Annotated in this window: 33 protein-coding genes and 1 pseudogene; 2 read left to right on the forward strand and 32 right to left on the reverse strand. The window is 39.1% G+C overall.

What is annotated here, in order from left to right:
• Positions 1–21: 21 nt before the first annotated feature.
• The 6 genes from rnc to ACQKTA_RS07725 form a co-directional block, all read right to left on the reverse strand.
• Complete coding sequence (rnc, locus tag ACQKTA_RS07700; RefSeq protein ID WP_427813358.1) at positions 22–717, reverse strand: ribonuclease III; 696 nt, start codon at positions 715–717, stop codon at positions 22–24.
• A 301-nt stretch (positions 718–1018) separates the two neighbouring features.
• Positions 1019–1264: an acyl carrier protein gene (gene acpP / locus ACQKTA_RS07705; protein WP_332580442.1), complete on the reverse strand. Its 246-nt coding sequence runs from the start codon at positions 1262–1264 to the stop codon at positions 1019–1021.
• A 123-nt stretch (positions 1265–1387) separates the two neighbouring features.
• Complete coding sequence (gene plsX / locus ACQKTA_RS07710; protein ID WP_332580443.1) at positions 1388–2386, reverse strand: phosphate acyltransferase PlsX; 999 nt, start codon at positions 2384–2386, stop codon at positions 1388–1390.
• Positions 2387–2763: 377 nt separating this feature from the next.
• Complete coding sequence (recG, locus tag ACQKTA_RS07715; RefSeq protein ID WP_427813359.1) at positions 2764–4797, reverse strand: ATP-dependent DNA helicase RecG; 2034 nt, start codon at positions 4795–4797, stop codon at positions 2764–2766.
• A 105-nt stretch (positions 4798–4902) separates the two neighbouring features.
• Positions 4903–6585 (reverse strand): DAK2 domain-containing protein, encoded by a 1683-nt coding sequence (locus ACQKTA_RS07720; RefSeq protein ID WP_332580445.1) that lies wholly within the window; start codon positions 6583–6585, stop codon positions 4903–4905.
• A gap of 29 nt (positions 6586–6614) precedes the next feature.
• On the reverse strand, positions 6615–6977 hold the full coding sequence (locus ACQKTA_RS07725; protein ID WP_316401957.1) for an Asp23/Gls24 family envelope stress response protein: 363 nt from the start codon (positions 6975–6977) through the stop codon (positions 6615–6617).
• A gap of 323 nt (positions 6978–7300) precedes the next feature.
• On the opposite strand from ACQKTA_RS07725, the gene rpmB reads away from it, so the two are divergent.
• Both rpmB and ACQKTA_RS07735 read left to right on the forward strand, forming a co-directional pair.
• Positions 7301–7489 (forward strand): 50S ribosomal protein L28, encoded by a 189-nt coding sequence (gene rpmB / locus ACQKTA_RS07730; RefSeq protein ID WP_010747188.1) that lies wholly within the window; start codon positions 7301–7303, stop codon positions 7487–7489.
• Positions 7490–7729: 240 nt separating this feature from the next.
• Entirely contained in the window at positions 7730–10324 is a 2595-nt protein-coding gene (locus tag ACQKTA_RS07735; protein ID WP_427813360.1) for a YfhO family protein, read from the forward strand.
• Between the two features lie 82 nt (positions 10325–10406).
• Here ACQKTA_RS07735 and truA read toward each other — a convergent pair whose 3' ends face one another.
• The 26 genes and pseudogenes from truA to rpsC all read right to left on the reverse strand — a co-directional run bounded on the left by truA (position 10407) and on the right by rpsC (position 24453).
• Positions 10407–11153 carry a tRNA pseudouridine(38-40) synthase TruA gene (gene truA, locus ACQKTA_RS07740; protein WP_427813361.1) on the reverse strand — a complete coding sequence of 249 codons (747 nt, stop codon included), beginning with the start codon at positions 11151–11153 and terminating at the stop codon, positions 10407–10409.
• 91 nt (positions 11154–11244) lie between these two features.
• Positions 11245–12042 (reverse strand): energy-coupling factor transporter transmembrane component T family protein, encoded by a 798-nt coding sequence (locus tag ACQKTA_RS07745; RefSeq protein WP_427814525.1) that lies wholly within the window; start codon positions 12040–12042, stop codon positions 11245–11247.
• Positions 12032–12901, reverse strand: coding sequence for an energy-coupling factor ABC transporter ATP-binding protein (locus ACQKTA_RS07750; RefSeq protein ID WP_427814526.1), 870 nt, complete (start codon positions 12899–12901; stop codon positions 12032–12034). Before ACQKTA_RS07750 ends, ACQKTA_RS07745 begins: the two co-directional genes overlap by 11 nt.
• On the reverse strand, positions 12877–13713 hold the full coding sequence (locus tag ACQKTA_RS07755) for an energy-coupling factor ABC transporter ATP-binding protein (protein ID WP_427813362.1): 837 nt from the start codon (positions 13711–13713) through the stop codon (positions 12877–12879). The genes ACQKTA_RS07750 and ACQKTA_RS07755 overlap by 25 nt, the downstream gene beginning before the upstream one ends.
• A gap of 253 nt (positions 13714–13966) precedes the next feature.
• Positions 13967–14347, reverse strand: coding sequence for a 50S ribosomal protein L17 (gene rplQ, locus ACQKTA_RS07760; protein ID WP_427813363.1), 381 nt, complete (start codon positions 14345–14347; stop codon positions 13967–13969).
• 27 nt (positions 14348–14374) lie between these two features.
• Entirely contained in the window at positions 14375–15313 is a 939-nt protein-coding gene (locus ACQKTA_RS07765; protein WP_071857868.1) for a DNA-directed RNA polymerase subunit alpha, read from the reverse strand.
• A gap of 80 nt (positions 15314–15393) precedes the next feature.
• Positions 15394–15783, reverse strand: a complete 390-nt coding sequence (gene rpsK, locus ACQKTA_RS07770; RefSeq protein WP_010742774.1) for a 30S ribosomal protein S11 — start codon at positions 15781–15783, stop codon at positions 15394–15396.
• A 24-nt stretch (positions 15784–15807) separates the two neighbouring features.
• Positions 15808–16173, reverse strand: a complete 366-nt coding sequence (rpsM, locus tag ACQKTA_RS07775) for a 30S ribosomal protein S13 (RefSeq protein ID WP_071857870.1) — start codon at positions 16171–16173, stop codon at positions 15808–15810.
• Between the two features lie 18 nt (positions 16174–16191).
• Positions 16192–16308: a 50S ribosomal protein L36 gene (rpmJ, locus tag ACQKTA_RS07780; protein ID WP_010742772.1), complete on the reverse strand. Its 117-nt coding sequence runs from the start codon at positions 16306–16308 to the stop codon at positions 16192–16194.
• 33 nt (positions 16309–16341) lie between these two features.
• Positions 16342–16560, reverse strand: coding sequence for a translation initiation factor IF-1 (gene infA / locus ACQKTA_RS07785; RefSeq protein WP_010742771.1), 219 nt, complete (start codon positions 16558–16560; stop codon positions 16342–16344).
• A gap of 172 nt (positions 16561–16732) precedes the next feature.
• Positions 16733–17380 (reverse strand): adenylate kinase, encoded by a 648-nt coding sequence (locus ACQKTA_RS07790; protein WP_407855074.1) that lies wholly within the window; start codon positions 17378–17380, stop codon positions 16733–16735.
• Positions 17381–17441: 61 nt separating this feature from the next.
• The gene (secY, locus tag ACQKTA_RS07795; RefSeq protein ID WP_332580451.1) at positions 17442–18743 is read right to left on the reverse strand and encodes a preprotein translocase subunit SecY; all 1302 of its coding nucleotides are present in this window, start codon (positions 18741–18743) and stop codon (positions 17442–17444) included.
• A complete protein-coding gene (gene rplO, locus ACQKTA_RS07800; protein ID WP_071857873.1) occupies positions 18743–19183 on the reverse strand; it encodes a 50S ribosomal protein L15 in 441 nt (146 codons plus the stop codon). Before rplO ends, secY begins: the two co-directional genes overlap by 1 nt.
• Before the next feature lie 44 nt (positions 19184–19227).
• Positions 19228–19407, reverse strand: a complete 180-nt coding sequence (rpmD, locus tag ACQKTA_RS07805; RefSeq protein WP_010747202.1) for a 50S ribosomal protein L30 — start codon at positions 19405–19407, stop codon at positions 19228–19230.
• 14 nt (positions 19408–19421) lie between these two features.
• Entirely contained in the window at positions 19422–19922 is a 501-nt protein-coding gene (gene rpsE, locus ACQKTA_RS07810; protein ID WP_332580452.1) for a 30S ribosomal protein S5, read from the reverse strand.
• A gap of 20 nt (positions 19923–19942) precedes the next feature.
• A complete protein-coding gene (rplR, locus tag ACQKTA_RS07815; RefSeq protein ID WP_010747204.1) occupies positions 19943–20299 on the reverse strand; it encodes a 50S ribosomal protein L18 in 357 nt (118 codons plus the stop codon).
• A gap of 52 nt (positions 20300–20351) precedes the next feature.
• Complete coding sequence (rplF, locus tag ACQKTA_RS07820) at positions 20352–20888, reverse strand: 50S ribosomal protein L6 (protein ID WP_427813364.1); 537 nt, start codon at positions 20886–20888, stop codon at positions 20352–20354.
• A 31-nt stretch (positions 20889–20919) separates the two neighbouring features.
• A complete protein-coding gene (rpsH, locus tag ACQKTA_RS07825) occupies positions 20920–21318 on the reverse strand; it encodes a 30S ribosomal protein S8 (RefSeq protein WP_332580454.1) in 399 nt (132 codons plus the stop codon).
• Positions 21319–21350: 32 nt separating this feature from the next.
• Positions 21351–21536: a type Z 30S ribosomal protein S14 gene (locus ACQKTA_RS07830; RefSeq protein ID WP_332580455.1), complete on the reverse strand. Its 186-nt coding sequence runs from the start codon at positions 21534–21536 to the stop codon at positions 21351–21353.
• Positions 21537–21554: 18 nt separating this feature from the next.
• Positions 21555–22093 (reverse strand): annotated as a pseudogene (rplE, locus tag ACQKTA_RS07835) (50S ribosomal protein L5).
• Between the two features lie 26 nt (positions 22094–22119).
• Complete coding sequence (gene rplX, locus ACQKTA_RS07840; protein ID WP_332580457.1) at positions 22120–22431, reverse strand: 50S ribosomal protein L24; 312 nt, start codon at positions 22429–22431, stop codon at positions 22120–22122.
• Between the two features lie 35 nt (positions 22432–22466).
• Entirely contained in the window at positions 22467–22835 is a 369-nt protein-coding gene (gene rplN, locus ACQKTA_RS07845; RefSeq protein ID WP_010742760.1) for a 50S ribosomal protein L14, read from the reverse strand.
• Between the two features lie 55 nt (positions 22836–22890).
• Complete coding sequence (rpsQ, locus tag ACQKTA_RS07850) at positions 22891–23157, reverse strand: 30S ribosomal protein S17 (protein WP_071857880.1); 267 nt, start codon at positions 23155–23157, stop codon at positions 22891–22893.
• Between the two features lie 21 nt (positions 23158–23178).
• Positions 23179–23370 carry a 50S ribosomal protein L29 gene (rpmC, locus tag ACQKTA_RS07855; protein ID WP_071857881.1) on the reverse strand — a complete coding sequence of 64 codons (192 nt, stop codon included), beginning with the start codon at positions 23368–23370 and terminating at the stop codon, positions 23179–23181.
• Positions 23360–23794: a 50S ribosomal protein L16 gene (gene rplP, locus ACQKTA_RS07860; protein WP_071857882.1), complete on the reverse strand. Its 435-nt coding sequence runs from the start codon at positions 23792–23794 to the stop codon at positions 23360–23362. The genes rpmC and rplP overlap by 11 nt, the downstream gene beginning before the upstream one ends.
• A gap of 2 nt (positions 23795–23796) precedes the next feature.
• A complete protein-coding gene (gene rpsC / locus ACQKTA_RS07865) occupies positions 23797–24453 on the reverse strand; it encodes a 30S ribosomal protein S3 (protein ID WP_071857883.1) in 657 nt (218 codons plus the stop codon).
• Between the last annotated feature and the right edge of the window lie 2 nt (positions 24454–24455).

Below are 24455 nucleotides of genomic sequence, written 5' to 3' on the forward strand. Positions count from 1 at the left end.
AATTCCACTAGGAAATTCATACTATTTGGCAGCAAGTTTGCGTAATGCTTTTTCTGCTGCATCTTGCTCAGCTAATTTTTTAGATTTTCCTTGTCCCGTACCGATCAATTGGTCGTCTGAATAAACATCGATCGTAAAAATACGTTCATGGGCTGGACCTTCTTCGTTAACTAGACGGTATTCGATCGTAACATCGCCGCTCTTTTGTAACACTTCTTGTAAGCGTGTCTTATGATCCATCTCACGGGTAAAGTCGCCGGCTTCGATTTTAGGGAAAACAACGGTCTTGATAAAGTTTAATGCCGCTTCATATCCTTGATCTAAATACAGAGCACCTAAGAAAGATTCAAACAAATCGCATAATAACGCTGCGCGATGACGTCCGCCTGAATTTTCTTCTCCTTTACCTAACATGATATATTGGTCAAAATGACATTCTTTAGCAAATTTAGATAAACTTTCTTCTCTTACGATCGCCGAACGTAAACGGGTCAATCGACCTTCTGGCAACGTTGGATAATGATGATACAAGTAGTCCGATACTTGAATTTCTAAGACAGCATCCCCTAAAAATTCTAACCGTTCATTATCTGAAATATTCATGTTACGGTGTTCATTCACATAAGATGAGTGGGTAAAAGCTTGCTCCAATAAGTTCACATCGTGAAAGACGATGCCATAGTTTTCTTTCAATTCATTTATCAACTGTGTATCCATGGGCTCATTCCTTTTTTTGAGATTTCCATCACGCCTTATTATACTGTTTTTTTGCTAATTTTTAAATCAGAAGTCATGAACATAGCAAATTTTCAACCTTTGACTAACTTTTTAATCGAAAATGTGTTAGTGCCTATGAAAATTCTTTTCTCAATGCGTTAGAAATGCCTTCGTTTTATGAGCGCATTTGGAAGCAACACTTTTTAACTTTGATTGACTAACACCTAAATAAAAAAGACCCTTTCAGGTCTTTTGAAGATATACAAACGGCGCAGCAAATGTTCGCTACGCCTCTTTTTTATTAAGCTTTGTCGTTTTGCATAATGTAATCAACTGCAGCTCCAACAGTTTCAATTTTTTCAGCGTCATCATCAGAAATTTCTGTTCCGAATTCATCTTCTAATTCTAAAACGAATTCCATGATACTGATTGAATCTGCATTTAAGTCGTCTTTGATACTCAATTCAAGAGTCACTTTATCTTTATCGATTTCAAAGTGATTTGAAATTATTTCAGCAACTTTGCTAAATACTTCTTCACGAGTCAACAACATTCACCTCCACTTGATCAACTAATATTCGGGTATGTTTTTTTACTAGAAGGTCACAACTCATTTTACTGATGTTTGTTCCCTTTGTCCACCTTTTTTCAGAAATCCGTTTGGACAGTCTTACCCTTGGTGGGTTTCAAAAAATTCCACTGATTGACCTACAACATCTGTTTCTAACATTAGATGGATTTGGTCAATCGTATTAGCTACTGCTTCTGGACCAGTCGATCCGTGTGTTTTGATGACAGGCGCTTTAAGACCAAATAATACTGCGCCGCCGTGAGCAGAATAATCAAGCTTGTCTTTCAAACCGTATAAAGTGTCTTTCAACATCACAGCGCCTAATTTTCCTTTTACACCGGCATCATTGATACTGCCCTTTAATAATGTCATCAAGCCCATAGCAGTTCCTTCAATCGTTTTTAAGACGGCATTTCCCGTAAACCCATCCGTCACTACTACATCTGCCACGCCATTTAACAATTCACGGGCTTCCACATTACCGATAAAGTTGATACTTTCTTCTGCTTGTAGCTGTTTGAAGGCTTCTTTTGTTAATTCGCTGCCTTTTGTTTCTTCCGTCCCATTATTTAACAATCCTACACGAGGATTTTCGATTCCACGAACATGTTTTGCATAAAAAGAACCTAAGATTGCGTATTGATGAAGGTGTTCTGCTTTATTTTCAGCATTTGCACCTAAATCCAACATATCAAAACCTTCTGTTCCATTTAAAACAGGTAATGTTGACATCAAACCAGGACGCTCAATTCCTTTGATTCGGCCAACTACGAACAAGCCTGCAGCTAAGAGTGCACCGGTATTTCCAGCAGAAAAAATGGCATCAGCTTTGCCGTCTTTTACTGCTTGGGCAGCCAAGACCATTGAGGCATTCTTTTTACGACGGATAGCTCTCACTGGTTCATCATCACTATTGATTTTTTCATCAGTATGAATGATCGTAATATTTTTTTCATTCGTTAGATATTGACGAATGGCGTCTTCTTTTCCATATAATTGAAATTCAATCTCCGGATGTTTTTTTTGTGCTAACATTACACCTTCTACAATAGCTTTGGGAGCAAAATCTCCGCCCATAGCATCTACAGCGATTCTCATGAAAAAACTCTCTCCTTTTTCGTTTCAATGTATTTATTTTCCGCAAGCGAAAATAATTCTGATTCTCAAGCCGTATACCATCCAACTAGTTAATTCAAAATAATTTATTTTCTTAACTAAACAAGATAGTTGGACTGGCATCCTTTTTCGTTTCAATGTATTTATTTTCCACAAGCGAAAATAATTCTGATTCTCAAGCCGTATACCATCCAACTAGTTAATTCAAAATAATTTATTTTCCTAACTAAACAAGATAGTTGGACTGGCATCCTTTTTCGTTCCAATGTATTTATTTCCGCAAGCGAAATATATATTTCAATCTAAATTAGCCGTTTCTATTATCTAGCTAATCATTTTTCACACAACTCAGTATAGCATTAGTCAAAGTAGGTTTCACCTGTTTCAATTGGTTTGAGCATCTTAGCTAATGGGGCAAAGGCTGGATCTGTTCGCCAGTCCTCTAATTGCCAGATTTGATTGGCTTCATCTCGAGCCACTTCTAAAACATTCGCATCATTGACTAGATCGGCAATTAGAAATTGCGGCAAGCCTGATTGACGGAAGCCAAAGACTTCCCCCGGCCCACGTAATTCTAAATCTTTTTCGCTTAAAACAAACCCATTATTAGTTTCAGTCATGATCTTCATTCGTTCTTTACCCATCTCATTTTTGGGACTTGCCACTAGAACGCAATAAGAGGCGTCGGAGCCACGGCCGACACGGCCACGCAATTGATGCAATTGAGCTAAGCCAAAACGATCCGCATCCATGATAAACATCACTGTCGCATTCGGTACGTTCACACCAACTTCAATTACTGTAGTGGAAACTAAAATTTGACTTTGGTTGTCTTTGAATTCTTCCATGATCGCTTCTTTTTCCGCATTTTTCATCTTACCGTGTAATAGACTTACTTGATAGTCTGGTGCATAATACTCACTCAAATGCTCATAGATTTCTGTCGCATTTTTCACATCCAACGCTTCTGATTCTTCAATCAATGGACAGATCACATACAATTGATGTCCCGCCTTTAGTTCAAGCTTTGCCCAATCCAAAGTATGTTCTAATTGCTTTGATTTGATCCAACTAGTCTTGATTGGGATTCGTCCAGCCGGCATTTGATCAATAACTGAAACATCCATCTCACCATAAGCAGTAATTGCTAACGTCCGAGGAATCGGTGTTGCGGTCATGAATAAAACATCAGGATGCAAACCTTTTTCTCTTAACACGCGCCGTTGATTCACCCCGAATCGATGCTGTTCATCCGTTATGACCAAGCCCAAATTATTGAACTGAACATCGTCTTGGATCAAGGCATGTGTTCCTACGATCACATCGATTTCACCATTCTGCAAACCGGCTAAAATAGCACGTCGTTCTTTAGTTTTGGTTGATCCTGTCAGTAAGGCCACATTCATTTCTAAAGAATCAAATAGTTGGATTAGACTTTCTAAATGCTGCTGCGCCAAAATTTCAGTTGGAACCATTAAAGCTCCTTGGAAACCAGCTGTCATCGCAGCATACAATGCAATGGCCGCAACCACGGTTTTCCCGCTACCGACATCCCCTTGTAATAAACGTTGCATATGCTTTTGACTACGCAGGTCATAACAGATCTCATTCGTCACACGCTTTTGAGCATCCGTTAATTCAAAAGGCAATGTCTGGGTGAATGTTTTTAACCGTTCCACGTCATAACGGATCGCTATACCATTCTTTTCGCTCCGTTCACTTTTTTTCAACCCTTGCATCCGCATTTGGAATAAGAAAAATTCTTCAAAGACAACACGCCGCTTGGCTTGGTGGCTTTCAGCTGGATTTTTGGGAAAATGCATCGCACGCATCGCTTGCTTTCTTGGCATCAACCGATATTTTTCCAACAGATACTCTGGCAGGTCTTCGGGTACTTGATCACCAAATTTTTCAAAGGACACCTTGATCAAATCTACTAGTGTACTTTGACGGATTGATTTCGTCACATGATAAATCGGTGCATACTCTTCCGTTTGTTTCCCGCCTAAGATTTTCATCCCATTCATCGATTTTCGCTTGGCATCCCATTTTCCATAAACGGCTAATTCTTCCCCAACTTCGATTTTCTCTTTCAAATAAGGCTGATTAAAGAAGGACACCATAAATACCGCATGTTCTTGCATCATTCGAAATTGTAACCGACTTTTTTTATAACCAAAACGGCTAACCACTGGTGCAGAAACGATTACCCCTTTTAATGTGACCTTTTCTTGATCATTGATTTCTAACAAATTCTTTTCTTGGATATCTTCATAGCGAAAAGGATAATAACTCAACAGATCTTCGACAGTTACAATTCCCAACTCAGCCAATATTTGAACTCTTTTAGGTCCGACGCCAGGTAATACGGATACAGCTTCTTGGATTCCCATAGTCCTCCTCCTCTCTTTCATCTATGTAATGCAAAACTAACAAAAGGAGCGCACCAACTTCACTTGGCCCACTCCCTTCACTTTATTACTACTATAAATTTATTACTATTCTGCTGAAAGCAAGTATGGATAAACTGGTTGATTTCCTTCGTGGATCTCAACTTCTAAGTCCGGATGACTTGCTTCTAATGCTTCACTGATTTTTTCAGCTTCTGCTTGATTTCCATCTTCACCGACGATGATCGTGATGATTTCAATATCTTCATTGATCATTTTGTTTAATGTATCAAGGGTTGTTTGATATTGATCTGGTTCAGAAAGAACGATTTTACCATCGATCATTCCTAAGAAATCCCCTTCGTGGATTTCAACACCATCGATTGATGTATCGCGAATCGCGTGAGTGACTTGTCCGCTGATTACTGATTCCAACATATCCGTCATCGCTGTTTTATTGTCTTCCAAACTTTGCTCTCCATTGAAAGCCAACATTGCTGTCATCCCTTGAGATACTGTTTTACTTGGTACGACTACTACAGGAATCTCAGAAACTTCGGCAGCTTGATCAGCAGCCATAAAGATGTTTTTATTATTCGGCAATACGACTACTTGGTCAGCATTGACTTCCTTGATTGCTTTCAAGATGTCTTCAGTACTTGGGTTCATTGTTTGTCCGCCGCTGATAACATAATCAGCACCTAAACTCTTGAACAATTCTTGAACACCTTCACCAGCTGCAATCGCGATCACAGCAAAGGGTTTGCGTTCAGCTGGAGTTGCTTCAAAAGCAGTTACTTCTTCATCATGCTCCAAAATTGTTTCGTGTTGTAGACGCATATTATCAACTTTCACTTTGATCAACGCACCAAATTTTTGGCCGTAGTTCATAACTTCCCCAGGATGTTCCGTATGAACATGGACTTTTACGATTTCTTCATCATTAACAACTAATAATGAATCACCGATACCATCTAAATAATTGCGGAATGTATCATAGTCAAACGCGCTATCGACCGTTGGACCTTCACCAAGACGAACCATGATTTCTGTACAATAACCAAAAGTAATGTCTTCTGTCGCTAATTGACCTTGGACACTGCGATGGTGTTCTGCATTGACCATTTCGTCCATTTCAGCTGGACTTGGTTCATACGTATCGTCGGCTTGGAATTCACCTGTCAACGCACTTAAAAAACCTTCATAGATAAACAACAGACCTTGACCACCACTGTCGACTACGCCTACTTCTTTTAAGACGGGCAGCATATCAGGTGTTTTGTCCAATGCTTTTTTACCAAATTTTACAACGTCTGTCATCACTTCGATCACATCGTCTGTTTGTTTGGCTTTACGTTCGCCAGCTTTTGCTGATTCACGTGCGACCGTTAAGATCGTACCTTCTACAGGTTTCATGACTGCTTTATAAGCAGTTTCCACACCGTGAACCAATGCTTTTGCTAAATCTTCAGCATTTAATGTTTCCACATCTAAAATAGCCTTAGAAAATCCACGGAACAATTGTGACAAGATAACGCCAGAATTTCCTCGCGCGCCCATCAACAATCCTTTCGCTAAGACATTCGCTAATTCTCCAACTTTATCTGAAGCAGAATTGACAACAGCAGTTGCACCACTGGTCATGGATAAATTCATGTTGGTACCAGTATCGCCATCAGGCACTGGGAATACATTTAATGAATTGACATACTCTGCATTGACTTGCAGACGTTTAGCGCCAGCCTCAACCATCTCTTGAAATTGACTTGCGCTGATCTCTGTTACCTTCACTTACATAGTCCTCCTTAAGAACACTGCCTTTAGTCTGGCAGAACACGCACACCTTGAACATACACATTCACTGAATTAGCCGTAACCCCTAGCATCGTTTCCAAGTTATATTTTACTTTTTCTTGGACATTCCGAGATACTTCGGAGATTTTTGTGCCGTAGCTAACGATTGTATAAACGTCGACTGCGATTCCATTTTCTTCTTGACGTACAACAACGCCGCGTGAATAATTTTCTTTTCTTAAAATCTCTGTGATATTATCTTTAATTTGATTTTTGCTAGCCATACCGACGATACCAAACACGTCAGTAACTGCACCGCCGACAACCGTCGCGATGACTTCGTTTGAAATTTCGATCATACCTGTCTGTGTATTGATTTTCACAGCCATAGTTGTTAGCCTCCTTAAATAGGCCTAATCGCCCATTTTTTCTACTATAACAGTTTATCATAGCCCTACGACAAATAAAAGAAAGTTTCATTGTGATTTATCGATAAGACCGGCTCATCTTACACAATCTTTCTTCTTGCTCTTTAAGTATTTGCAACTTTTTTCAAAGTCTTTACGCTAACAGAGTATAATTTACCCGCAAATGCCTTGAATGTCAATCTTTCTAAAAAAATTCACTTGCTAATTTTAATGATATGTGATAAGTTATTTTAGTATGAGCCAAAGAAGCGCTCCAACATCAAGGCAAAAGGAGGAAACATCACATGGCAAAAGTTTGCTATTTTACTGGTCGTAAAACAAGAAGTGCAAATAACCGTTCTCACGCTATGAACGCTACTAAACGTACTGTAAAACCTAATTTACAAAAAGTTCGCGTGTTAGTTGACGGAAAACCTAAAAAAGTTTGGGTCTCAACTCGTGCTTTGAAATCTGGAAAAGTTGAGCGCGTTTAATATTATCCAATCAAACCAAACCGTTCAATCACGAGCGGTTTTTTATTTTGACTTTTTTCATTTTGGTCAATGATTTCTATAATTGAAAACGCACAAAAAGAGTCGACGCTGTCGACTCTTTTTCTTTTTGCGGATAATTTTATAAATCTTTGCTTGCGTTTCATAGCTCCTTCACAAAATCCAATCGCTTCTATGGTAAAATTTGAGTAGTCTGTTGAAAGAAGATGGGTGATTTTTATTATGAAGAACTATCTCAAAGAAAATCGATGGTATTTATTAGCCAGCTTTTTCTTGCCAGCGTTGATCATGGTGGCCGTCTACTTGACGATTGGGATTTATCCCGGATCAAGCCGAAGCGTTTTAGCCAGTGACGCTTTTTCTCAATTTTCGAATTTCCATGCAAGTTTTCGAAATATGCTTTTAGGAAAGCAAGGAATTTTCTATAACTGGAACACTTCTCTAGGGTTGAATTATCTATCCTTAGTCTCCTATTATTTAGGCGGATTTTTTACACCTTTAGTGATTTTCTTTCCCAATCAGCTGATGCCGGATGCTTTGTATTTTCTAACTATCCTAAAAATCGGTGCTGCCGGACTAGCTTTTTGGTTTTACGCCAAAGGCAGCTTCAAACTTCCAGATTGGTCTCGTGTCGCATTGAGCGTCGCTTACGCTTTGATGTCTTTTGCTATCGCACATTCGGAGATCATCATGTGGTTGGACGCCTTTATTTATCTCCCATTGATTATTTTAGGAATCAACCGGGTGATGGATTTGAAAAAGCCGACGGTTCTTTTTGTTTCCTATTTAATGTTGTTTTTAACAAGTTTTTATATGGGCTTTATGATCGGGATCTTCTCCGTCTTATATTTTATTGCTCGTTTAGCTACTAATTGGAAACAATACAAAAAAAGTATCTTGCCTTATGCGATCACCTCACTATTAGCAGGGTTTGCATCGATGATCATGATTCTTCCTTCCGTTTTAGATTTACGAACCAACGGGGAAGAGTTGACACAGATCACAACATTTAAGACCGAAGCTACTGGTTGGTGGGATTTCATCGCTAAAAATATGATCGGCTCGTACGATACGACCAAATATGGTTCGATTCCGTTCATTTATATTGGCCTCTTACCTTTAGCACTTTGTTTGTTTTTCTTTATCTGTAAAAAGATCCCTTGGAAAAATAAATTGGCCTACGGCATGATTTTTGCAATTTTGATTGCTAGTTTTTATATTCAACCAATGAATTTGTTCTGGCATGGTATGCATGCACCGAATATGTTTTTATTCCGTTATGCTTACCTTCTATCCTTCTTGGTCATTAATTTGGCTGCTTGGGGCTGGGAACAACTCGATCGTGAGAATCTCTTACAATTGGTTGCCTCCTTGTTACTCCTAATTGCCGTTTTTGCGATCTTCTGGGGAACAAAAGGCAAAGATTATAATTACTTAAAAGACATTTCACTATATATCACATTAGGTTTCTTAGCCTTATATGCCTTGTTACTGACAGGCTATCATTTTAATAAACTTCCGCTTAAAACATTGAGTATCATGTTATTACTGCTTATGTGTTCCGAAGCAGCTGTCAACAGCGACTTCATGGTTCGCGGGATCTTAAAAGATTGGAATTATGCTTCTCGCAGTCTGTATACTGCACCCTATCCAGATATTAAAAATTTAGTGGATAAGACAAAAAGTGACAATAAAAGTTTTTATCGACTAGAGAATTTAGATCCTGTTTCGTCGAATGATTCCTTTAATTATGGCTATAGCGGAGTCAGCATGTTTTCTTCGATTCGCAATCGCCACTCATCCAGCTACTTAGATCAATTAGGTTTCCGTTCTCGCGGAACAAATTTAAATATTCGTTATCAAAACAATACCTTGTTGGCAGATGCCTTTACAGGTATCAAGTACAACATTGCTAAAACGACCAATTTGAATAAATACGGCTTTACTAAAACTAAGAGTTCCGGTGAATACAATCTTTTTGAAAATAGCAACGCTTTACCATTAGCCTTTACGGCACCAACAAGTGTCGATAATTTAAAAGCTTTGTCCAATGATAATCTTGGAACCCAAATGCAATTGTTCAATGCTTTGTCACAAGAACAGCTTCAGTATTTCAAATTCTTGCCGATGACTCAAGTTTCAACTAAAAATGCGACCGTCACAAATTCTGGTAATATTACGACAATTGCCGAAAAACAAAGCAATGTCGCTAAAGATGTTTCCTGGACTGTTCAAGTCCCTGCAAACACCCAAGCATACCTAAGTCTGTATCCTTATAATTTTTCAGAATTAGAAAGTTCTACAGCAGCCGTGACTGCCAATGGTCAGACACGTCAAGCTCAAATCAGTATCAGTGGTCAGTATTATGATCTAGGGTATTATCCAGCTGCTACGACTGTAACATTTACTGCTAGTTTCTATGGGACAAAATCAATTAGCTTCCAAAATCCGCAAGTACTAGCTCTGGATACGATTGCTTATCAATTGGCTGTCGATAAGATCCAAGAAAACGGTGTGGCATTAAAAACTGGTAAAAATAGCGCTCAAGGAACCGTCAATGCTAATGAAGAACAAACTTTAGTCACTACCATCCCTTATGATGAAGGCTGGACAGCGAAAGTTGATGGAAAAAAAGTCGATATCAAAGCTTTCCAAGATGCTTTTATCAGTATCCATGTACCTAAAGGAAAACATACTGTCACTTTTAGTTATATGCCAAAAGGCTTTATTATAGGAGCTATTTCATTTGTAGTTTCGATTGGATTATTTATCCTCTACTTACGAATGCTAAAACCAAAAAAAGTTTATCGTCATTAACAGTAAATCTTAGCTAGTTGTATTTTTCGTAGGACAATTTTGCAAAAAGAAAGCACGCTAAATCAATTTAGCGTGCTTTTTACTATTCATAGTTTACTTTTGCTAAATAAAGCCCTTCTGGATGTGCTGTCGGCCCTGCCAAATTACGATCTTTCGCTTCAAGGATCGCTGGAATACTATCCGCTGGCATCCGGCCATTTCCGATTTTCAAAAGTGTTCCGACCAAAATTCGGATCATTTTATATAAAAAACCATTACCTCTAAAAATAAAGGTCAATTCGGTCCCCGTCTCATCAACTTCTAAATCGGCTTGATAGATCGTCCGTACTTTGTCTTCAATCGCTCCACCCGTAGCACAAAAAGAAGTAAAATCATGTGTACCCAATAAATCTGGCAAGGCCCGACGAATCAAATCAAGATCTATCGGGTAAGGAAAATATGATGCATAAAAACGACGAAACGGACTTCGTGGTTTTGCGATTTGAACTTTGAAATGATACGTTTTTTCAGTTACATGATACCGCGCATGAAAATCATTAGCAGCAATTTCTACAGATGAAACGGCTATATCATCTGGTGTTTGTGTATCTAACGCAAAACGCATCCGTTCTAAAGGTCTTTCTTGCGGATAATCAAAATGGATCACTTGACCAATCGCATGGACACCTGCATCTGTTCGGCCAGAACCTATAATCGTGACTGGCGTTCCATTATTCATTTTTTGTAAGGTTTTTTCGACTTCACCTTGAACCGTTCGACCATTCGGTTGACGTTGGAAGCCATTGAAATTTGTTCCATCATAAGCGATTACCGCTTTATATCTAACCATCCGCTAAAAAAACTCCTTCTCAATAAATTCGTGTCATTATAACAGCTTTTTTTATCCATTCCAATAGAAAAAAGCTTGGATTCCTCCAAGCTTAACTTCGTAAAAAGATCAAAATGACCGTCACAATAGCAAAAACTAGTAAGACGATCGTATCACGATTCATCCACTGCAACTTCCGATACTTACTCCGGCCTTCACCACCACGATATCCTCGAGCTTCCATAGCAGTTGCCAAATCTTCTGCTCGATTGAAGCTGCTGACAAATAGAGGAATCAATAACGGAACGATAGCTTTAACTTTTTGTACCAAACTACCATCGTTAAAATCAACGCCTCGTGCACGTTGAGCATTCATGATTTTTTCGGTCTCATCCATCAGCGTTGGAACAAAACGCAAGGCAATCGATAGCATCAATGCGATTTCATGAACCGGAAAATGGAATCTTTTTAATGGATTCAACAAAGATTCGATCGCATCTGACATAGATAATGGGGGTGTCGTCAAGGTTAACAATGTTGACATAAAAATAATCAGCACAAATCGACAAAAGATAAACAGTCCATTTTGGATTCCATAAGAAGAAAGACTGAATACTCCCCATGACCAATACAACGTACCGCCACGAGTAAAGAGCATCTGTAAAGCGACAGTAAAAATAATCAACCAAATCAATGGGCGAATTCCTTTTAAAAAGAAACTCAAACTAATCTTAGAGGCTAAGACAGCAACCATAGTAAAGACGGCCAAAAATAGATAACTTTGCCAATTGTTGGCTAAAAAAATAATCCCAATGAAATAAAAACTTGCGAGCAATTTTGCTCTTGGGTCTAACCGGTGAATCAATGAATCCCCTGGGATATATCGTCCAAAAATTAATTTATTCATTATTCGCAGGACCTCCTGCATGTGTGACGATCCAATCAGCCAATTCATTTTCAGTCAATGGCAACTCAGTGAACTTCGCTCCGCGTAATTGCATCTTTTCAGCAAACGCACTCGCCTGAGGCACACCTAATTGTTTTTCTTTAAGCCATTCGACATCATCAAAAACATTTTGCGGTGTTCCGTGTTTCACTACTTGCCCTTTTTCCAAAACATAAACATAATCAGCAAAATTAGCTACATCATCCATTAAGTGTGTCACTAAAACGATGGTAATATTTTTTTCACGATGTAACCGCAAAAACATATCCATCATTTCTTTACGTCCCATTGGATCTAACCCTGCTGTCGGCTCATCTAAGACCAAAACTTCAGGTTCCATGGCTAGAACCCCCGCAATTGCTACACGTCGCATTTGACCTCCGGAAAGCTCAAACGGTGAACGTTCAAGATACGATTCATCTAAGCCGACCATTTTCAAATTCTCTTTAGCCGAAACTAAGGCTTCCTCTTCTTTGACACCAAAATTTTTAGGCCCAAAGGCAATATCTTTCGCAACTGTTTCTTCAAATAATTGTGCCTCAGGAAACTGAAAGACGATCCCAACTTTTTTACGAACTGGCTTCAAATTTTTATTATCGGTCGATGGCGTAATTTTCCGATCACCGATGATCACTTGTCCTTCAGTTGGTTTCAATAAAGCATTCAAATGCTGTAGCAGTGTTGATTTCCCACTGCCTGTATGGCCAACCAGCGCTGTATAAGAACCTTGTTTAATATCTAAATCAATATCATACAAAGCTCGTTGTTCAAAGGGAGTATTCGGTTGATATACATAGTTTACTTTTTCAAAACGGATGTCCATAACCAATCCATCATCCCTTCTTCGTCTAAATAATTTGCAGGCACTTCGATGCCACGCTCTTTAAGTGCAGCTTTCAGTTTTTCAGGAAACGGCAAATCTAAGCCTAATGATACTAACTCTGGTCCTTCAGAAAATATTTCTTCCGTTGTTCCTTCGCGAAATAATTCTCCCTCACGCATAACTAAAATTCGATTAGCACTTGCCGCTTCATCGATATCATGGGTGATCGAGATGACTGTTAAATCACTTTCTTCTTTGATTTTACGTATCGTCGCGATCACATCGTCACGTCCTTCAGGATCTAGCATGCTTGTTGCCTCATCTAAGATAATAATATCTGGACGTAAAGCTACGACGCCGGCAATTGCCACGCGCTGTTTTTGTCCACCAGAAAGTCGAGCAGGTTCCCGAGTAGCAAAATCTTGCATTTTTACTTTTTCCAATGCATCTTTCACTCGTCGCTGCATTTCTTCACGTTCGATTCCTTGATTCTCTAAACCAAAAGCAACATCATCTTCAACAGTTGCTCCTACGAACTGATTGTCTGGATTTTGAAAAACCATTCCAACCATTCGGCGAACGTCCCAAACAGAATCATACGACAATTCCATCCCGCCAACAGTAACATTTCCTTTTTGCGGTAAATGCAAGCCATTGATCGTTTTAGCTAAAGTCGATTTTCCTGAGCCATTATGCCCAACGATTGCAACCCATTCCCCTTTTTGAATTGAAAAACTAACATTTTTCAACGCTGGAGTTGATTCTTCTTGGTAACTAAATTCAATTTGATTGATCTCAATAATTGGCTTCATGGTCATACCTTTCTACTTCTTTTCCAAATCTGTTCTAAGCCTAGCAAAAAAGTGTTGTTTTATCAATCCTAGATACTCAATAAAATGCTTTTGTATACCTATCTGTCTTGACAGTAAATTTGGGTATAAAAAAACACTTTATGATGAGTGCCGGCTTCCCAGACATCTGGGAAGCGGCGCTGAGCTAGACTCGGAGAAAATCTCCAACATCATAACACTCTAAAAGAATCATCTATAAAGTGACGAGTGATTATTATACAAGTTCTAAAACAACCATAGGGGCGTTGTCGCCACGACGAGGTTCTGTTTTTAAGATACGAGTGTATCCACCTTGACGTTCAGCGTAACGAGGAGCGATGTCGTTGAATAATTTTTGTAATGCAGATTCAACAACGATAGCTTCGTTTTCTTCACGAACATCAGCGATTTCATTACGTACAAAGCTTGCAGCTTGGTGACGTGCATGAAGATCCCCGCGTTTTCCTAAGGTAATCATCTTTTCAGTAGTTGAACGTACTTCTTTCGCACGAGCTTCAGTCGTAACGATGCGTTCATTGATAATTAAGTCAGTTGTTAAGTCACGCAACATAGCTTTACGTTGGCTAGATGTGCGTCCTAATTTACGATAACTCACGTAGGTTTCCCTCCTTTGTCAACAATATTAATCGTCTTTACGTAGTCCTAGACCAAGATCATGTAATTTAGCTTTCACTTCTTCAAGTGATTTACGACCTAAATTACGTACTTTGATCATTTCAGGTTCAGACTTATTCGTTAATTCTTGAACCGTATTAATTCCGGCACGTTTCAAGCAATTGTACGAACGTACAGACAAGTCTAGTTCTTCGATGGTCATTTCTAGCATTTTTTCTTTTTGTGTTTCTTCTTTTTCTACCATGATTTCAGCATTTTTTGCTTCATCAGTAAGATTTACAAAAATGTCCAAATGTTCAGTTAAAATTTTCGCTGCTAGACTCAATGCTTCTTGAGCAATGATAGATCCGTCAGTCCAAATTTCCATCGTTAATTTATCGAAATCATCTCGACGACCAACACGTGTATTTTCAACTTGGTAGTTTACTTTGCGTACTGGTGTATAGATTGAATCGACCGGAAGGACACCGATTGGCATATCTTCCTTTTTATTTTCGTCTGCTTGAACATAGCCTCGACCAGGTTTTACTGTTAAACGTGCATGGAATGTCGCGCCTTCAGCAACAGTACAAATGTACATATCTTTGTTTAAGATTTCAACGTCACTGTCAACGATAATATCGCCGGCAGTTACCGTAGCTGGTCCAGTAATATCGATCTCAAGGGTTTTTTCTTCTTCAGCAAATAACTTCAGAGCCAGACCTTTGATATTCAAGATGATTTGTACAACGTCTTCTCGCACACCTTTGATGGTTGAGAATTCATGTAACGCTCCATCGATTTGAATATTAGTAATGGCAGCACCTGGTAAAGAAGAAAGTAGAATACGACGTAGAGAATTACCTAAAGTAGTTCCATAACCTCTTTCCAAAGGTTCAACAACGAACTTGCCATAATCTCTGTCTTCATCAATTTTTGTGATTCTTGGTTTTTCGAATTCAATCATTCTTGTTTTTTACCCCTTTCAAAACGAAAAGTGTCTTGTTCAATGACATTCCTTGTAAAACTCATAGAGTTGGGCACTCATTAAACACGACGGCGTTTTGGAGGGCGGCATCCATTATGAGGTACTGGAGTCACGTCACGAATTGCAGTTACTTCTAAACCAGTTGCTTGCAATGAACGAATCGCTGCTTCACGACCAGAACCAGGTCCTTTAACAGTTACTTCAACACTTTTCAATCCATGTTCCATTGCAGCTTTCGTTGCAGTTTCAGCAGCCATTTGAGCAGCGAAAGGAGTAGATTTTTTACTACCTTTGAAGCCTAATGAACCTGCAGATGACCATGCTACTGCGTTACCGCTAGCATCAGTGATCATGATGATTGTATTATTAAAAGTCGAATGAATATGAGCGATACCTGTTTCGATATTCTTCTTCACACGACGTTTACGATTGACTTTCTTTGCTACCATGAAGATTTAAACCTCCTTCACTAATTATTTTTTCTTGCCGGCAATAGCGCGAGCTGGGCCTTTACGAGTACGAGCGTTGTTCTTAGTGTTTTGTCCACGTGTAGGCAAGCCACGACGATGACGAATTCCACGGTAAGAACCGATTTCCATCAAACGTTTGATGTTCAAGTTAGTTTCACGACGTAGGTCGCCTTCAACTTTTAATTTATCGATTTCCGCACGGATAGCGTCTGTTTGTTCGTTCGTTAAGTCACGTACACGAACATCTTCAGAAACGCCTGCGTCGGCTAAAATTTGTTTCGCTGTAGTATTTCCGATACCGTAAATATAAGTAAGTGAAATTACCACGCGTTTATCACGAGGAATATCTACTCCTGCAATACGAGCCATACTTAATTACACCTCCAATTATCCTTGACGTTGTTTATGTTTTGGGTTTGCTGGGCAAATCACCATAACGCGTCCATTACGACGAATTACTTTACAATGTTCACACATTGGTTTTACTGATGGTCTTACTTTCATGATTTTACCTCCTGAAGTTTTACGGAGTACAACTTACTTAAAGCGATAGGTAATGCGACCACGGCTCAAATCATAAGGAGAAAGTTCAACAGTAACCTTATCTCCAGGTAGGATTCGAATGTAATACATCCGGATTTTACCAGATACGTGTGCAAGAACTTCGTGTCCGTTTTCCAATTCGACTTTAAACATTGCATTCGGCAAAGTTTCGACGACTGTTCCTTCGATTTCAATCATATCTTCTTTTGCCACGCAGAGTACCTCCTTGTAGTTGTTTCGCATTTTCACACGATAAAATGGCGGAAACTGCAGTTCCCACCCTAATTCTAAAGTTAACTTCTAAAAGCTAGAAGTCAGACTGATATATTCTATCATAAAACATCGAACTTGGCAAGATAAACTGCATTTCAAGTCGGTAGGCAAATTATTTTTCGATAATCTTTTCTACATCCGCAAATACGGCATCAATTTCACGATCTCCATCAACTGGATATAACAAACCTTCTTCTTCATAATAAGCTAAAATTGGTTCACTGTTTTTAATGTTAACAGACAAACGATTTTTAACTGTTTCTGGCTTATCATCTTCACGTTGATAGAATTCATGACCACCACAGTGATCGCAAGTTCCTTCTACTTTTGTAGGGTTGAAGATTTTATGATAAGTCGCGCCACAATTGCGGCACATGAAGCGTCCAGCTAAACGTTCAACTAACACTTCTTCTGCTACTTGAATTTCAATCACAGCATCTAACTTTTTATTCAAGTCAATCAACATTTCAGCTAATGCTTTTGCTTGATCCAAAGTACGAGGGAAGCCATCCAATAAGAAACCTTTTTCAGTGTCTTTTTGAGCTAAGCGTTCCTTTACGATACCGTTAGTAACTTCATCTGGGACCAAATTCCCTGCGTCCATGTAGGATTTTGCTTTCAATCCGAGTGTAGTCTCGTTTTTGATTGCTTCTCGGAACATATCCCCCGTGCTGATATGTGGAATATTGTGTGATGCAATAATTCTTTCTGCTTGTGTTCCTTTTCCTGCTCCTGGCAGTCCCATTAAGATCAGGTTCATTGATTTCCCTCCTAAGTAATTGAAGCGAGAACGGCGTTGAGGAAAACCTCAACACGCGAATCTACTCTTCATCCATGAAGCCGACATAACGTCGTTTCAACATGAGTCCTTCTAACTGTTTTGCAGTTTCTAATGCAACACCGACAACGATCAAAAGACTTGTTCCACCTAAACCGATTGATTGAGGTAAGTCCCAAAGCATTTGAGCAATGATCGGAATTAAAGCAATTAGCCCTAAGAAAATAGCACCAACAACACTTAAACGCATTAAAATTGCGGATACATATTCTTCCGTTCCTTTACCTGGTCTTACACGAGGAATATAACTTCCTTGCTTTTGTAAATTCTCTGCTAATTTTTCAGGATTGACCTGAACAAATGCATAGAAGAAAGTAAATGAAACAATCAGAACAGTATAAATCGCAGCTCCTGGAATCGTATTATAACTAAATAAATTAGTTACAACGTCATACCAGCTCTCCCCACTATACTTACTAGCTAATGCTTGTAACACCGCATTTGGTGTTGCAATGAATGAACTAGCAAAAATAACTGGAATAACCCCTGCAGCATTTACTTTTAAAGGTAAATAACTACTAGTAGGTGCACCCACGACTTGTTTTGTATATTGAATAGGAATTTTTCTTTCTGCTTGTTGGAAATATGTTACAAAAACAACAATGACCACAATAGCAATAAGTAAAATAATGACAAAAATCACTGATTTCCAGATATCACTTGAATCAATATTTACAAAATAATCTTCATAAATATCTTTAATACTTTGCGGTAGTCGAGAAACGATCCCAGCAAAGATGATCATTGAAACGCCATTACCAATTCCTTTTTCAGTGATTTGTTCTCCTAGCCAAGTAACAAACATAGTACCAGCAGTAAGAATCAAACCAATTGTAACGAACGTTTGAACGTTACGGTTTGGAACGAAACCAAATTGTGCAAAATAGTCAAACCCAGCTGTAATACTTACAGACTGGATGAAAGCTAAGACTAAAGTTAAATAGCGCGTTGCTTGATTTAACTTTTTGCGACCTACTTCCCCTTGTTTTGACCATTCAACAAATTTAGGCACGATATCCATCTGCAACAATTGGATAACAATTGAAGCAGTAATGTATGGAGAAACCCCCATAGAAAAGATTGAGAAGTTTTGCATAGCTGAGCCACTTACCATATTCAACATTCTGAAAAATGGCATTTCACTCAAGCCTTGCAAACCTTGTGCATTTACACCTGGAACAGTGATTTGTGCACCCAATCTAAAAACTAACAACATTAAAACAGTAAATAAAATCCGAGAGCGGATGTTCTGAACTTTGAAAGAATCTTTTAAAAGTTTGAACATTAGATCACCTCGATAGATCCACCAGCAGCTTCAATAGATTCTTGAGCACTTTTAGAGAATTTAGCTGCTTTAACGGTTAATTTTTTATCTAATGATCCGTTTCCTAGAACTTTGATTCCAGCTTTTTCGTTTTTCACGATTCCAGCTTCAACTAAAGCAACTGGTGTTACTTCAGTTCCGTCTTCAAAGCGGTTTAACACATCAAGATTGATTACAGCATATTCTTTACGGTTAACGTTAGTAAATCCACGTTTTGGTAAACGACGGAATAAAGGTGTTTGACCACCCTCAAAACCTAAACGCACACCACCGCCTGAACGAGCCTTTTGACCTTTTTGACCACGTCCAGCTGTTTTACCGTTACCAGATGAAGTACCACGACCAACGCGATTGCGAACTTTACGTGAGCCTTCTGCAGGTTGTAATTCATGAAGTTTCATATTATGGGCACCTCCTTAGAATTTAATCATCATTTTTTGTTGTATTAAACTTCTTCTACGTCCACTAAATGAGACACTGTGTTAACCATACCTTTGATTGCATCATTGGCAGGTTTAACAACTGTGCTGTTCATTTTTTTAAGACCCAACGCTTTAACAGTATCACGTTGGTTTTGAGGACGTCCGATAATACTGCGTTTTAAAGTAATTTTTAATTCAGCCATTTCATTCGCCCTCCTTATTTAGCTAAGTTTTCAACAGAGATGCCACGTAATGCAGCTACTTCTTCTGCTTTTTTCAATTGAGTTAAACCTTCAACAGTTGCACGAACAACGTTGATTGGTGTGTTTGAACCTAAAGATTTAGAAGTTACGTCAGCAACGCCAGCAAGTTCCAATACGGCACGAACTGGTCCACCAGCAGCAACTCCAGCACCTTCAACGGCTGGTTTCATTAAGATACGGCCGCCGCCAAATACACCAATAACTTCGTGAGGAAGCGTAGTTCCTACCATTGGTACTTCGACAAGGTTTTTCTTAGCGTCTTCGATTGCTTTACGAATAGCTTCTGGTACTTCTTGAGCTTTACCAGTACCAAAACCTACGTGACCATTTTTGTCACCGACAACTACTAATGCTGCGAAACGTAGACGACGTCCACCTTTAACAACTTTAGTAACACGGTTGATCGCTACGACGCGGTCTTCTAATTCCAAATGTTTTGGATCGATATAAACCATGAATGGTGTTCCTCCTTCTCCTAAAATTCTAGTCCATTTTCGCGAGCTGCTTCAGCTAAAGCTGCTACGCGGCCATGGTAAAGGTATCCACCACGGTCAAAGACTACTTTTTTGATACCTTTTTCAGAAGCACGTTCAGCTACTAATTTACCAACAGCTTGTGCTTGTTCAGTTTTTGTTCCACCTGAAATTTCTTTATCCAAGGCAGAGGCACTTGCTAGCGTCACACCCGCTACGTCATCAATTACTTGCGCGTAGATGTTTTTGTTAGAACGGAAAACGTTCAAGCGTGGGCACTCAGCAGTACCAGAGATTTTGTTACGTACACGCATATGACGCTTTTGGCGTGTTTTATTTTTATCTGGTTTTGTAATCACAATTGTCACCTCTATATATAAGCTGGCCTAAGCCGCATGTAGGTAGGACCTACTATTTACCAGTTTTACCTTCTTTACGACGTACATATTCGCCAACATAACGAATACCTTTGCCTTTGTAAGGTTCTGGAGGACGAGTTCCGCGGATTTTCGCAGCTAATTCGCCAACTACTTCTTTGTCTGCACCCTTGACGATTACTTGAGTGTTTGCAGGTACTTCGATTGTAACGCCTTCTGGAGCTACCATCTCTACTGGATGTGAATAACCAACGTTCAATACAAGTTTTGAACCTTGTAATTGTGCACGGTACCCAACCCCGATTAATTCTAATGCTTTTTGGAATCCTTCAGAAACACCAATAACCATGTTATTGAAGTTTGCACGAGTAGTTCCGTGGATTGTTTTCATTTCTTTGCTGTCGTTTGGACGAGTGAATGATACTTCGTTTCCTTCAATATTCATTGTAATATCAGAAGAAAAAGTACGAGTTAATTCACCCTTAGGTCCTTTAACAGTAACATTATTTCCGTTTTGAGTTACTTCAACTCCTGCAGGAATAACGACTAATTTATTACCAATACGGCTCACTTAAAGACACCTCCTCATGGATTGTTTGATATTACCAAACGTAAGCTAGCACTTCGCCACCGACGTTTTTGTTTCTAGCTTCTTTATCAGTTAATAAACCTTCAGAAGTAGAAATGATTGCGATACCTAAACCGTTAAGTACACGTGGTACTTCGTCAGCTTTAACGTAAACACGTAAGCCTGGTTTAGAGATACGTTTTAAGTTCGTGATAACACGTTCGTCATTTTTACCGTATTTAAGGAAAACACGGATCATGCCTTGTTTGTCATCTTCGATATATTCAACATCACGTACGAAACCTTCACGTTTAAGGATTTCAGCGATGTCACGTTTGATTGTTGAAGCAGGTACTTCTACTGTATCGTGTTTCACCATGTTGGCATTACGAATACGAGTTAGAAAATCTGCAATTGGATCTGTCATGACCATTGAACTATTTACCTCCTTTTTGCGAGTTTGTTTTACCAGCTAGCTTTCTTCACGCCGGGAATTTGACCTTTGTAGGCAAGTTCGCGGAAGCAAATACGGCAAAGATGAAATTTACGATAAACTGAATGTGGACGTCCGCAACGTTCGCAGCGAGTATATTCTTGCGTAGAATGTTTTGCAGGGCGTTCGTTTTTAGCAATCATTGATTTTTTAGCCAATTTTTTCGCCTCCTTGATTTATTTTTGGAATGGCATTCCAAGTTGTGTTAATAATTCGCGTGATTCTTCGTCTGTTTTAGCAGTTGTTACAACAACGATATCCATACCGCGTACTTTATCAACTAAATCAAAATCTACTTCAGGGAAGATCAATTGTTCCTTAACACCTAAAGTAAAGTTACCACGGCCATCAAAGGATTTTTTGCTTACTCCGTGGAAGTCACGTACACGAGGAAGTGACACAGTCACTAATTTGTCTAAGAATTCATACATTCTTCTCCGCGTAGTGTTACTTTCGCACCGATAGGCATTCCTTCACGTAAACGGAAACCAGCGATTGATTTCTTAGCTTTTGTGATAAGTGGTTTTTGACCAGAAATCAAAGCTAATTCTTCAACGGCTTTGTCTAAGTTTTTAGTGTTTGATACCGCATCACCAACACCCATGTTGATGACGATTTTTTCAACTTTAGGAACTTCCATTACTGAATCATAGTTAAATTTTTCCATCAAAGATGGTGTAATTTCACTTACAAATTTTTCTTTTAGGCGGTTCATCTATAAGATCCTCCTTCCTTGTTTAATTATTTATCTAGTGTTTCGCCGGTTTTCTTAGAAACGCGGACTTTCTTACCGTCAACCACTTTATAGCCAACGCGTGTCGCTTCTCCATTTGAAGGGTCGATAACCATAACATTAGAAGCATGAATTGGTGCTTCTACCTCAACGATTCCGCCTTGAGGGGCTTCTTGAGAGGCTTTTTTATGTTTTTTCACGATATTGACGCCTTCAACAACGACTTTATCTTGTTTAGGAAGGGCTTCTAATACAACGCCTTCTTTATTTCTGTCTTTACCAGAGATAACTTTTACTTTATCGCCTTTTTTAACGAACATTACTGTTGCGCACCTCCTTTAGTTGAATCTCTCGATTATAATACTTCCGGTGCCAATGAAACGATCTTCATGAAGTTGCCTTCGCGTAGTTCACGAGCGACAGGTCCGAAGATACGTGTTCCTCTTGGGCTCTTGTCATCACGAATGATAACAGCTGCATTTTCATCAAATTTAATATAAGAACCGTCAGTACGACGAGCGCCTGATTTAGTACGAACGATAACGGCTTTTACGACGTCACCTTTTTTGACAACACCACCTGGCGTTGCTTGTTTAACCGTAGCAACGATCACATCACCGATATTTGCAGTTTTGCGACCAGATCCACCAAGAACTTTAATAGTTAAAATTTCACGTGCACCTGAGTTGTCCGCGATTTTTAAACGGCTTTCTGCTTGGATCACTTGTGTATCCTCCTTTCAGATTTAAAAAACATCTATATAGGAAAATCTCGTGTGATTAGATAATCACTGCTTTTTCAACGATTTCAACCAGACGGAAACGTTTGGTAGCTGATAATGGACGAGTTTCCATGATTTTCACGATATCACCAGTTTTTGCTTCATTGTTTTCATCGTGAGCTTTGTATTTTTTAGAATATTTCATACGTTTACCGTAGATTGGGTGGTTCTTTTGGGTTTCAACGACAACAGTGATCGTTTTGTCCATTTTGTCAGATACCACACGTCCTTGATAAACTTTACGTTGATTTCTTTCTTCAGTCATACTGGAAATGGCCTCCTTCCACTATTTGTCAGCTTGTTCGTGCAACACAGTTTTGATGCGTGCAATCGATTTACGTACTTCTTTAATACGTGCAGTGTTTTCTAATTGACCTGTTGCTAATTGGAATCTAAGATTGAACAATTCTTCTTTTAATTGTTTTTCTTGATCTAGCATTTCGGCAGTGGTTAATTCTCTGATTTCTTTAACCTTCATTCGATTCACCACCCATTTCCTCACGTTTTACGATCTTAGTTTTCATTGGTAATTTGTGAGAAGCAAGACGTAATGCTTCACGAGCAACTTCTTCAGGAACGCCGGCGATTTCAAACATGATCTTGCCGCGTTTAACTGGTGAAACCCAGCCTTCAGGAGCACCTTTACCAGATCCCATACGTACACCAATTGCTTTGGCAGTATAAGATTTGTGAGGGAAAATTTTAATCCATACTTTCCCACCACGTTTCATGTAACGAGTCATTGCAATACGAGCAGCTTCAATTTGGCGGTTAGTAATCCAATGTGAATCAACAGCTTGTAAGCCATATTCTCCAAATGAAATTTCTTTTCCACCTTTAGCTTCCCCACGCATTTTTCCGCGGAATTCACGACGGTGTTTTACACGTTTAGGTACTAACATGATTATTTCCCTCCTTTCTCAGTGTTTTTCTTTGTAGGAAGAATTTCTCCACGATAAATCCACACTTTAACTCCTAGTTTTCCGTATGTTGTGTTTGCTTCTTCCCAAGCGTAGTCGATGTCAGCACGCAATGTATGAAGAGGAACTGTTCCTTCAGAGTATCCTTCTGAACGAGCGATATCCGCACCATTCAAACGACCAGATACTTGAGTTTTGATTCCTTTAGCGCCAGAACGCATAGTGCGTTGGATTGCTTGTTTTTGTGCACGACGGAAGGCAACACGGTTTTCTAATTGACGTGCAATTCCTTCTCCGACTAATTTTGCATCTAAATCTGGTTTTTTGATTTCAACGATGTTGATATGAACTCGTTTACCAGTTAATTTATTTAATTCTTTTCTTAGGCTCTCAACTTCAGATCCGCCTTTACCGATAACCATACCAGGTTTGGCTGTGTGGATTGAAATGTTAACGCGATTTGCAGCGCGTTCGATTTCAACAGTTGACACAGCGGCATCAGCAAGTTTAGTTGCGATGAACTTACGGATTCTCAAATCTTCGTGTAGAAATTCAGCATACTCTTTTTCAGCATACCATTTAGCATCCCAATCACGGATGATACCTACACGCATTCCAATAGGATTTACTTTTTGACCCACTG

Source organism: Enterococcus sp. 22-H-5-01, assembly GCF_050310005.1.
Taxonomy (GTDB): domain Bacteria; phylum Bacillota; class Bacilli; order Lactobacillales; family Enterococcaceae; genus Enterococcus_A; species Enterococcus_A hailinensis.

Bases quoted from the DNA above. Each gene is read 5' to 3' on its own strand.
- rnc (WP_427813358.1), bottom strand. From the start codon at position 717: ATGGATACACAGTTGATAAATGAATTGAAAGAAAACTATGGCATCGTC.
- plsX (WP_332580443.1), bottom strand. From the start codon at position 2,386: ATGAGAATCGCTGTAGATGCTATGGGCGGAGATTTTGCTCCCAAAGCT.
- recG (WP_427813359.1), bottom strand. From the start codon at position 4,797: ATGGGAATCCAAGAAGCTGTATCCGTATTACCTGGCGTCGGACCTAAA.
- ACQKTA_RS07725 (WP_316401957.1), bottom strand. From the start codon at position 6,977: ATGGCTGTGAAAATCAATACACAGACAGGTATGATCGAAATTTCAAAC.
- rpmB (WP_010747188.1), top strand. From the start codon at position 7,301: ATGGCAAAAGTTTGCTATTTTACTGGTCGTAAAACAAGAAGTGCAAAT.
- ACQKTA_RS07735 (WP_427813360.1), top strand. From the start codon at position 7,730: ATGAAGAACTATCTCAAAGAAAATCGATGGTATTTATTAGCCAGCTTT.
- truA (WP_427813361.1), bottom strand. From the start codon at position 11,153: ATGGTTAGATATAAAGCGGTAATCGCTTATGATGGAACAAATTTCAAT.
- ACQKTA_RS07750 (WP_427814526.1), bottom strand. From the start codon at position 12,901: ATGGACATCCGTTTTGAAAAAGTAAACTATGTATATCAACCGAATACT.
- ACQKTA_RS07755 (WP_427813362.1), bottom strand. From the start codon at position 13,713: ATGAAGCCAATTATTGAGATCAATCAAATTGAATTTAGTTACCAAGAA.
- ACQKTA_RS07765 (WP_071857868.1), bottom strand. From the start codon at position 15,313: ATGATTGAATTCGAAAAACCAAGAATCACAAAAATTGATGAAGACAGA.
- rpsK (WP_010742774.1), bottom strand. From the start codon at position 15,783: ATGGTAGCAAAGAAAGTCAATCGTAAACGTCGTGTGAAGAAGAATATC.
- rpsM (WP_071857870.1), bottom strand. From the start codon at position 16,173: ATGGCTCGTATTGCAGGAGTAGATATTCCTCGTGATAAACGCGTGGTA.
- rpmJ (WP_010742772.1), bottom strand. From the start codon at position 16,308: ATGAAAGTAAGACCATCAGTAAAACCAATGTGTGAACATTGTAAAGTA.
- ACQKTA_RS07790 (WP_407855074.1), bottom strand. From the start codon at position 17,380: ATGAACCTGATCTTAATGGGACTGCCAGGAGCAGGAAAAGGAACACAA.
- secY (WP_332580451.1), bottom strand. From the start codon at position 18,743: ATGTTCAAACTTTTAAAAGATTCTTTCAAAGTTCAGAACATCCGCTCT.
- rplO (WP_071857873.1), bottom strand. From the start codon at position 19,183: ATGAAACTTCATGAATTACAACCTGCAGAAGGCTCACGTAAAGTTCGC.
- rpmD (WP_010747202.1), bottom strand. From the start codon at position 19,407: ATGGCTGAATTAAAAATTACTTTAAAACGCAGTATTATCGGACGTCCT.
- rpsE (WP_332580452.1), bottom strand. From the start codon at position 19,922: ATGGTTTATATCGATCCAAAACATTTGGAATTAGAAGACCGCGTCGTA.
- rpsH (WP_332580454.1), bottom strand. From the start codon at position 21,318: ATGGTCATGACAGATCCAATTGCAGATTTTCTAACTCGTATTCGTAAT.
- rplX (WP_332580457.1), bottom strand. From the start codon at position 22,431: ATGTTCGTTAAAAAAGGCGATAAAGTAAAAGTTATCTCTGGTAAAGAC.
- rpsQ (WP_071857880.1), bottom strand. From the start codon at position 23,157: ATGACTGAAGAAAGAAATCAACGTAAAGTTTATCAAGGACGTGTGGTA.
- rpmC (WP_071857881.1), bottom strand. From the start codon at position 23,370: ATGAAGGTTAAAGAAATCAGAGAATTAACCACTGCCGAAATGCTAGAT.
- rplP (WP_071857882.1), bottom strand. From the start codon at position 23,794: ATGTTAGTACCTAAACGTGTAAAACACCGTCGTGAATTCCGCGGAAAA.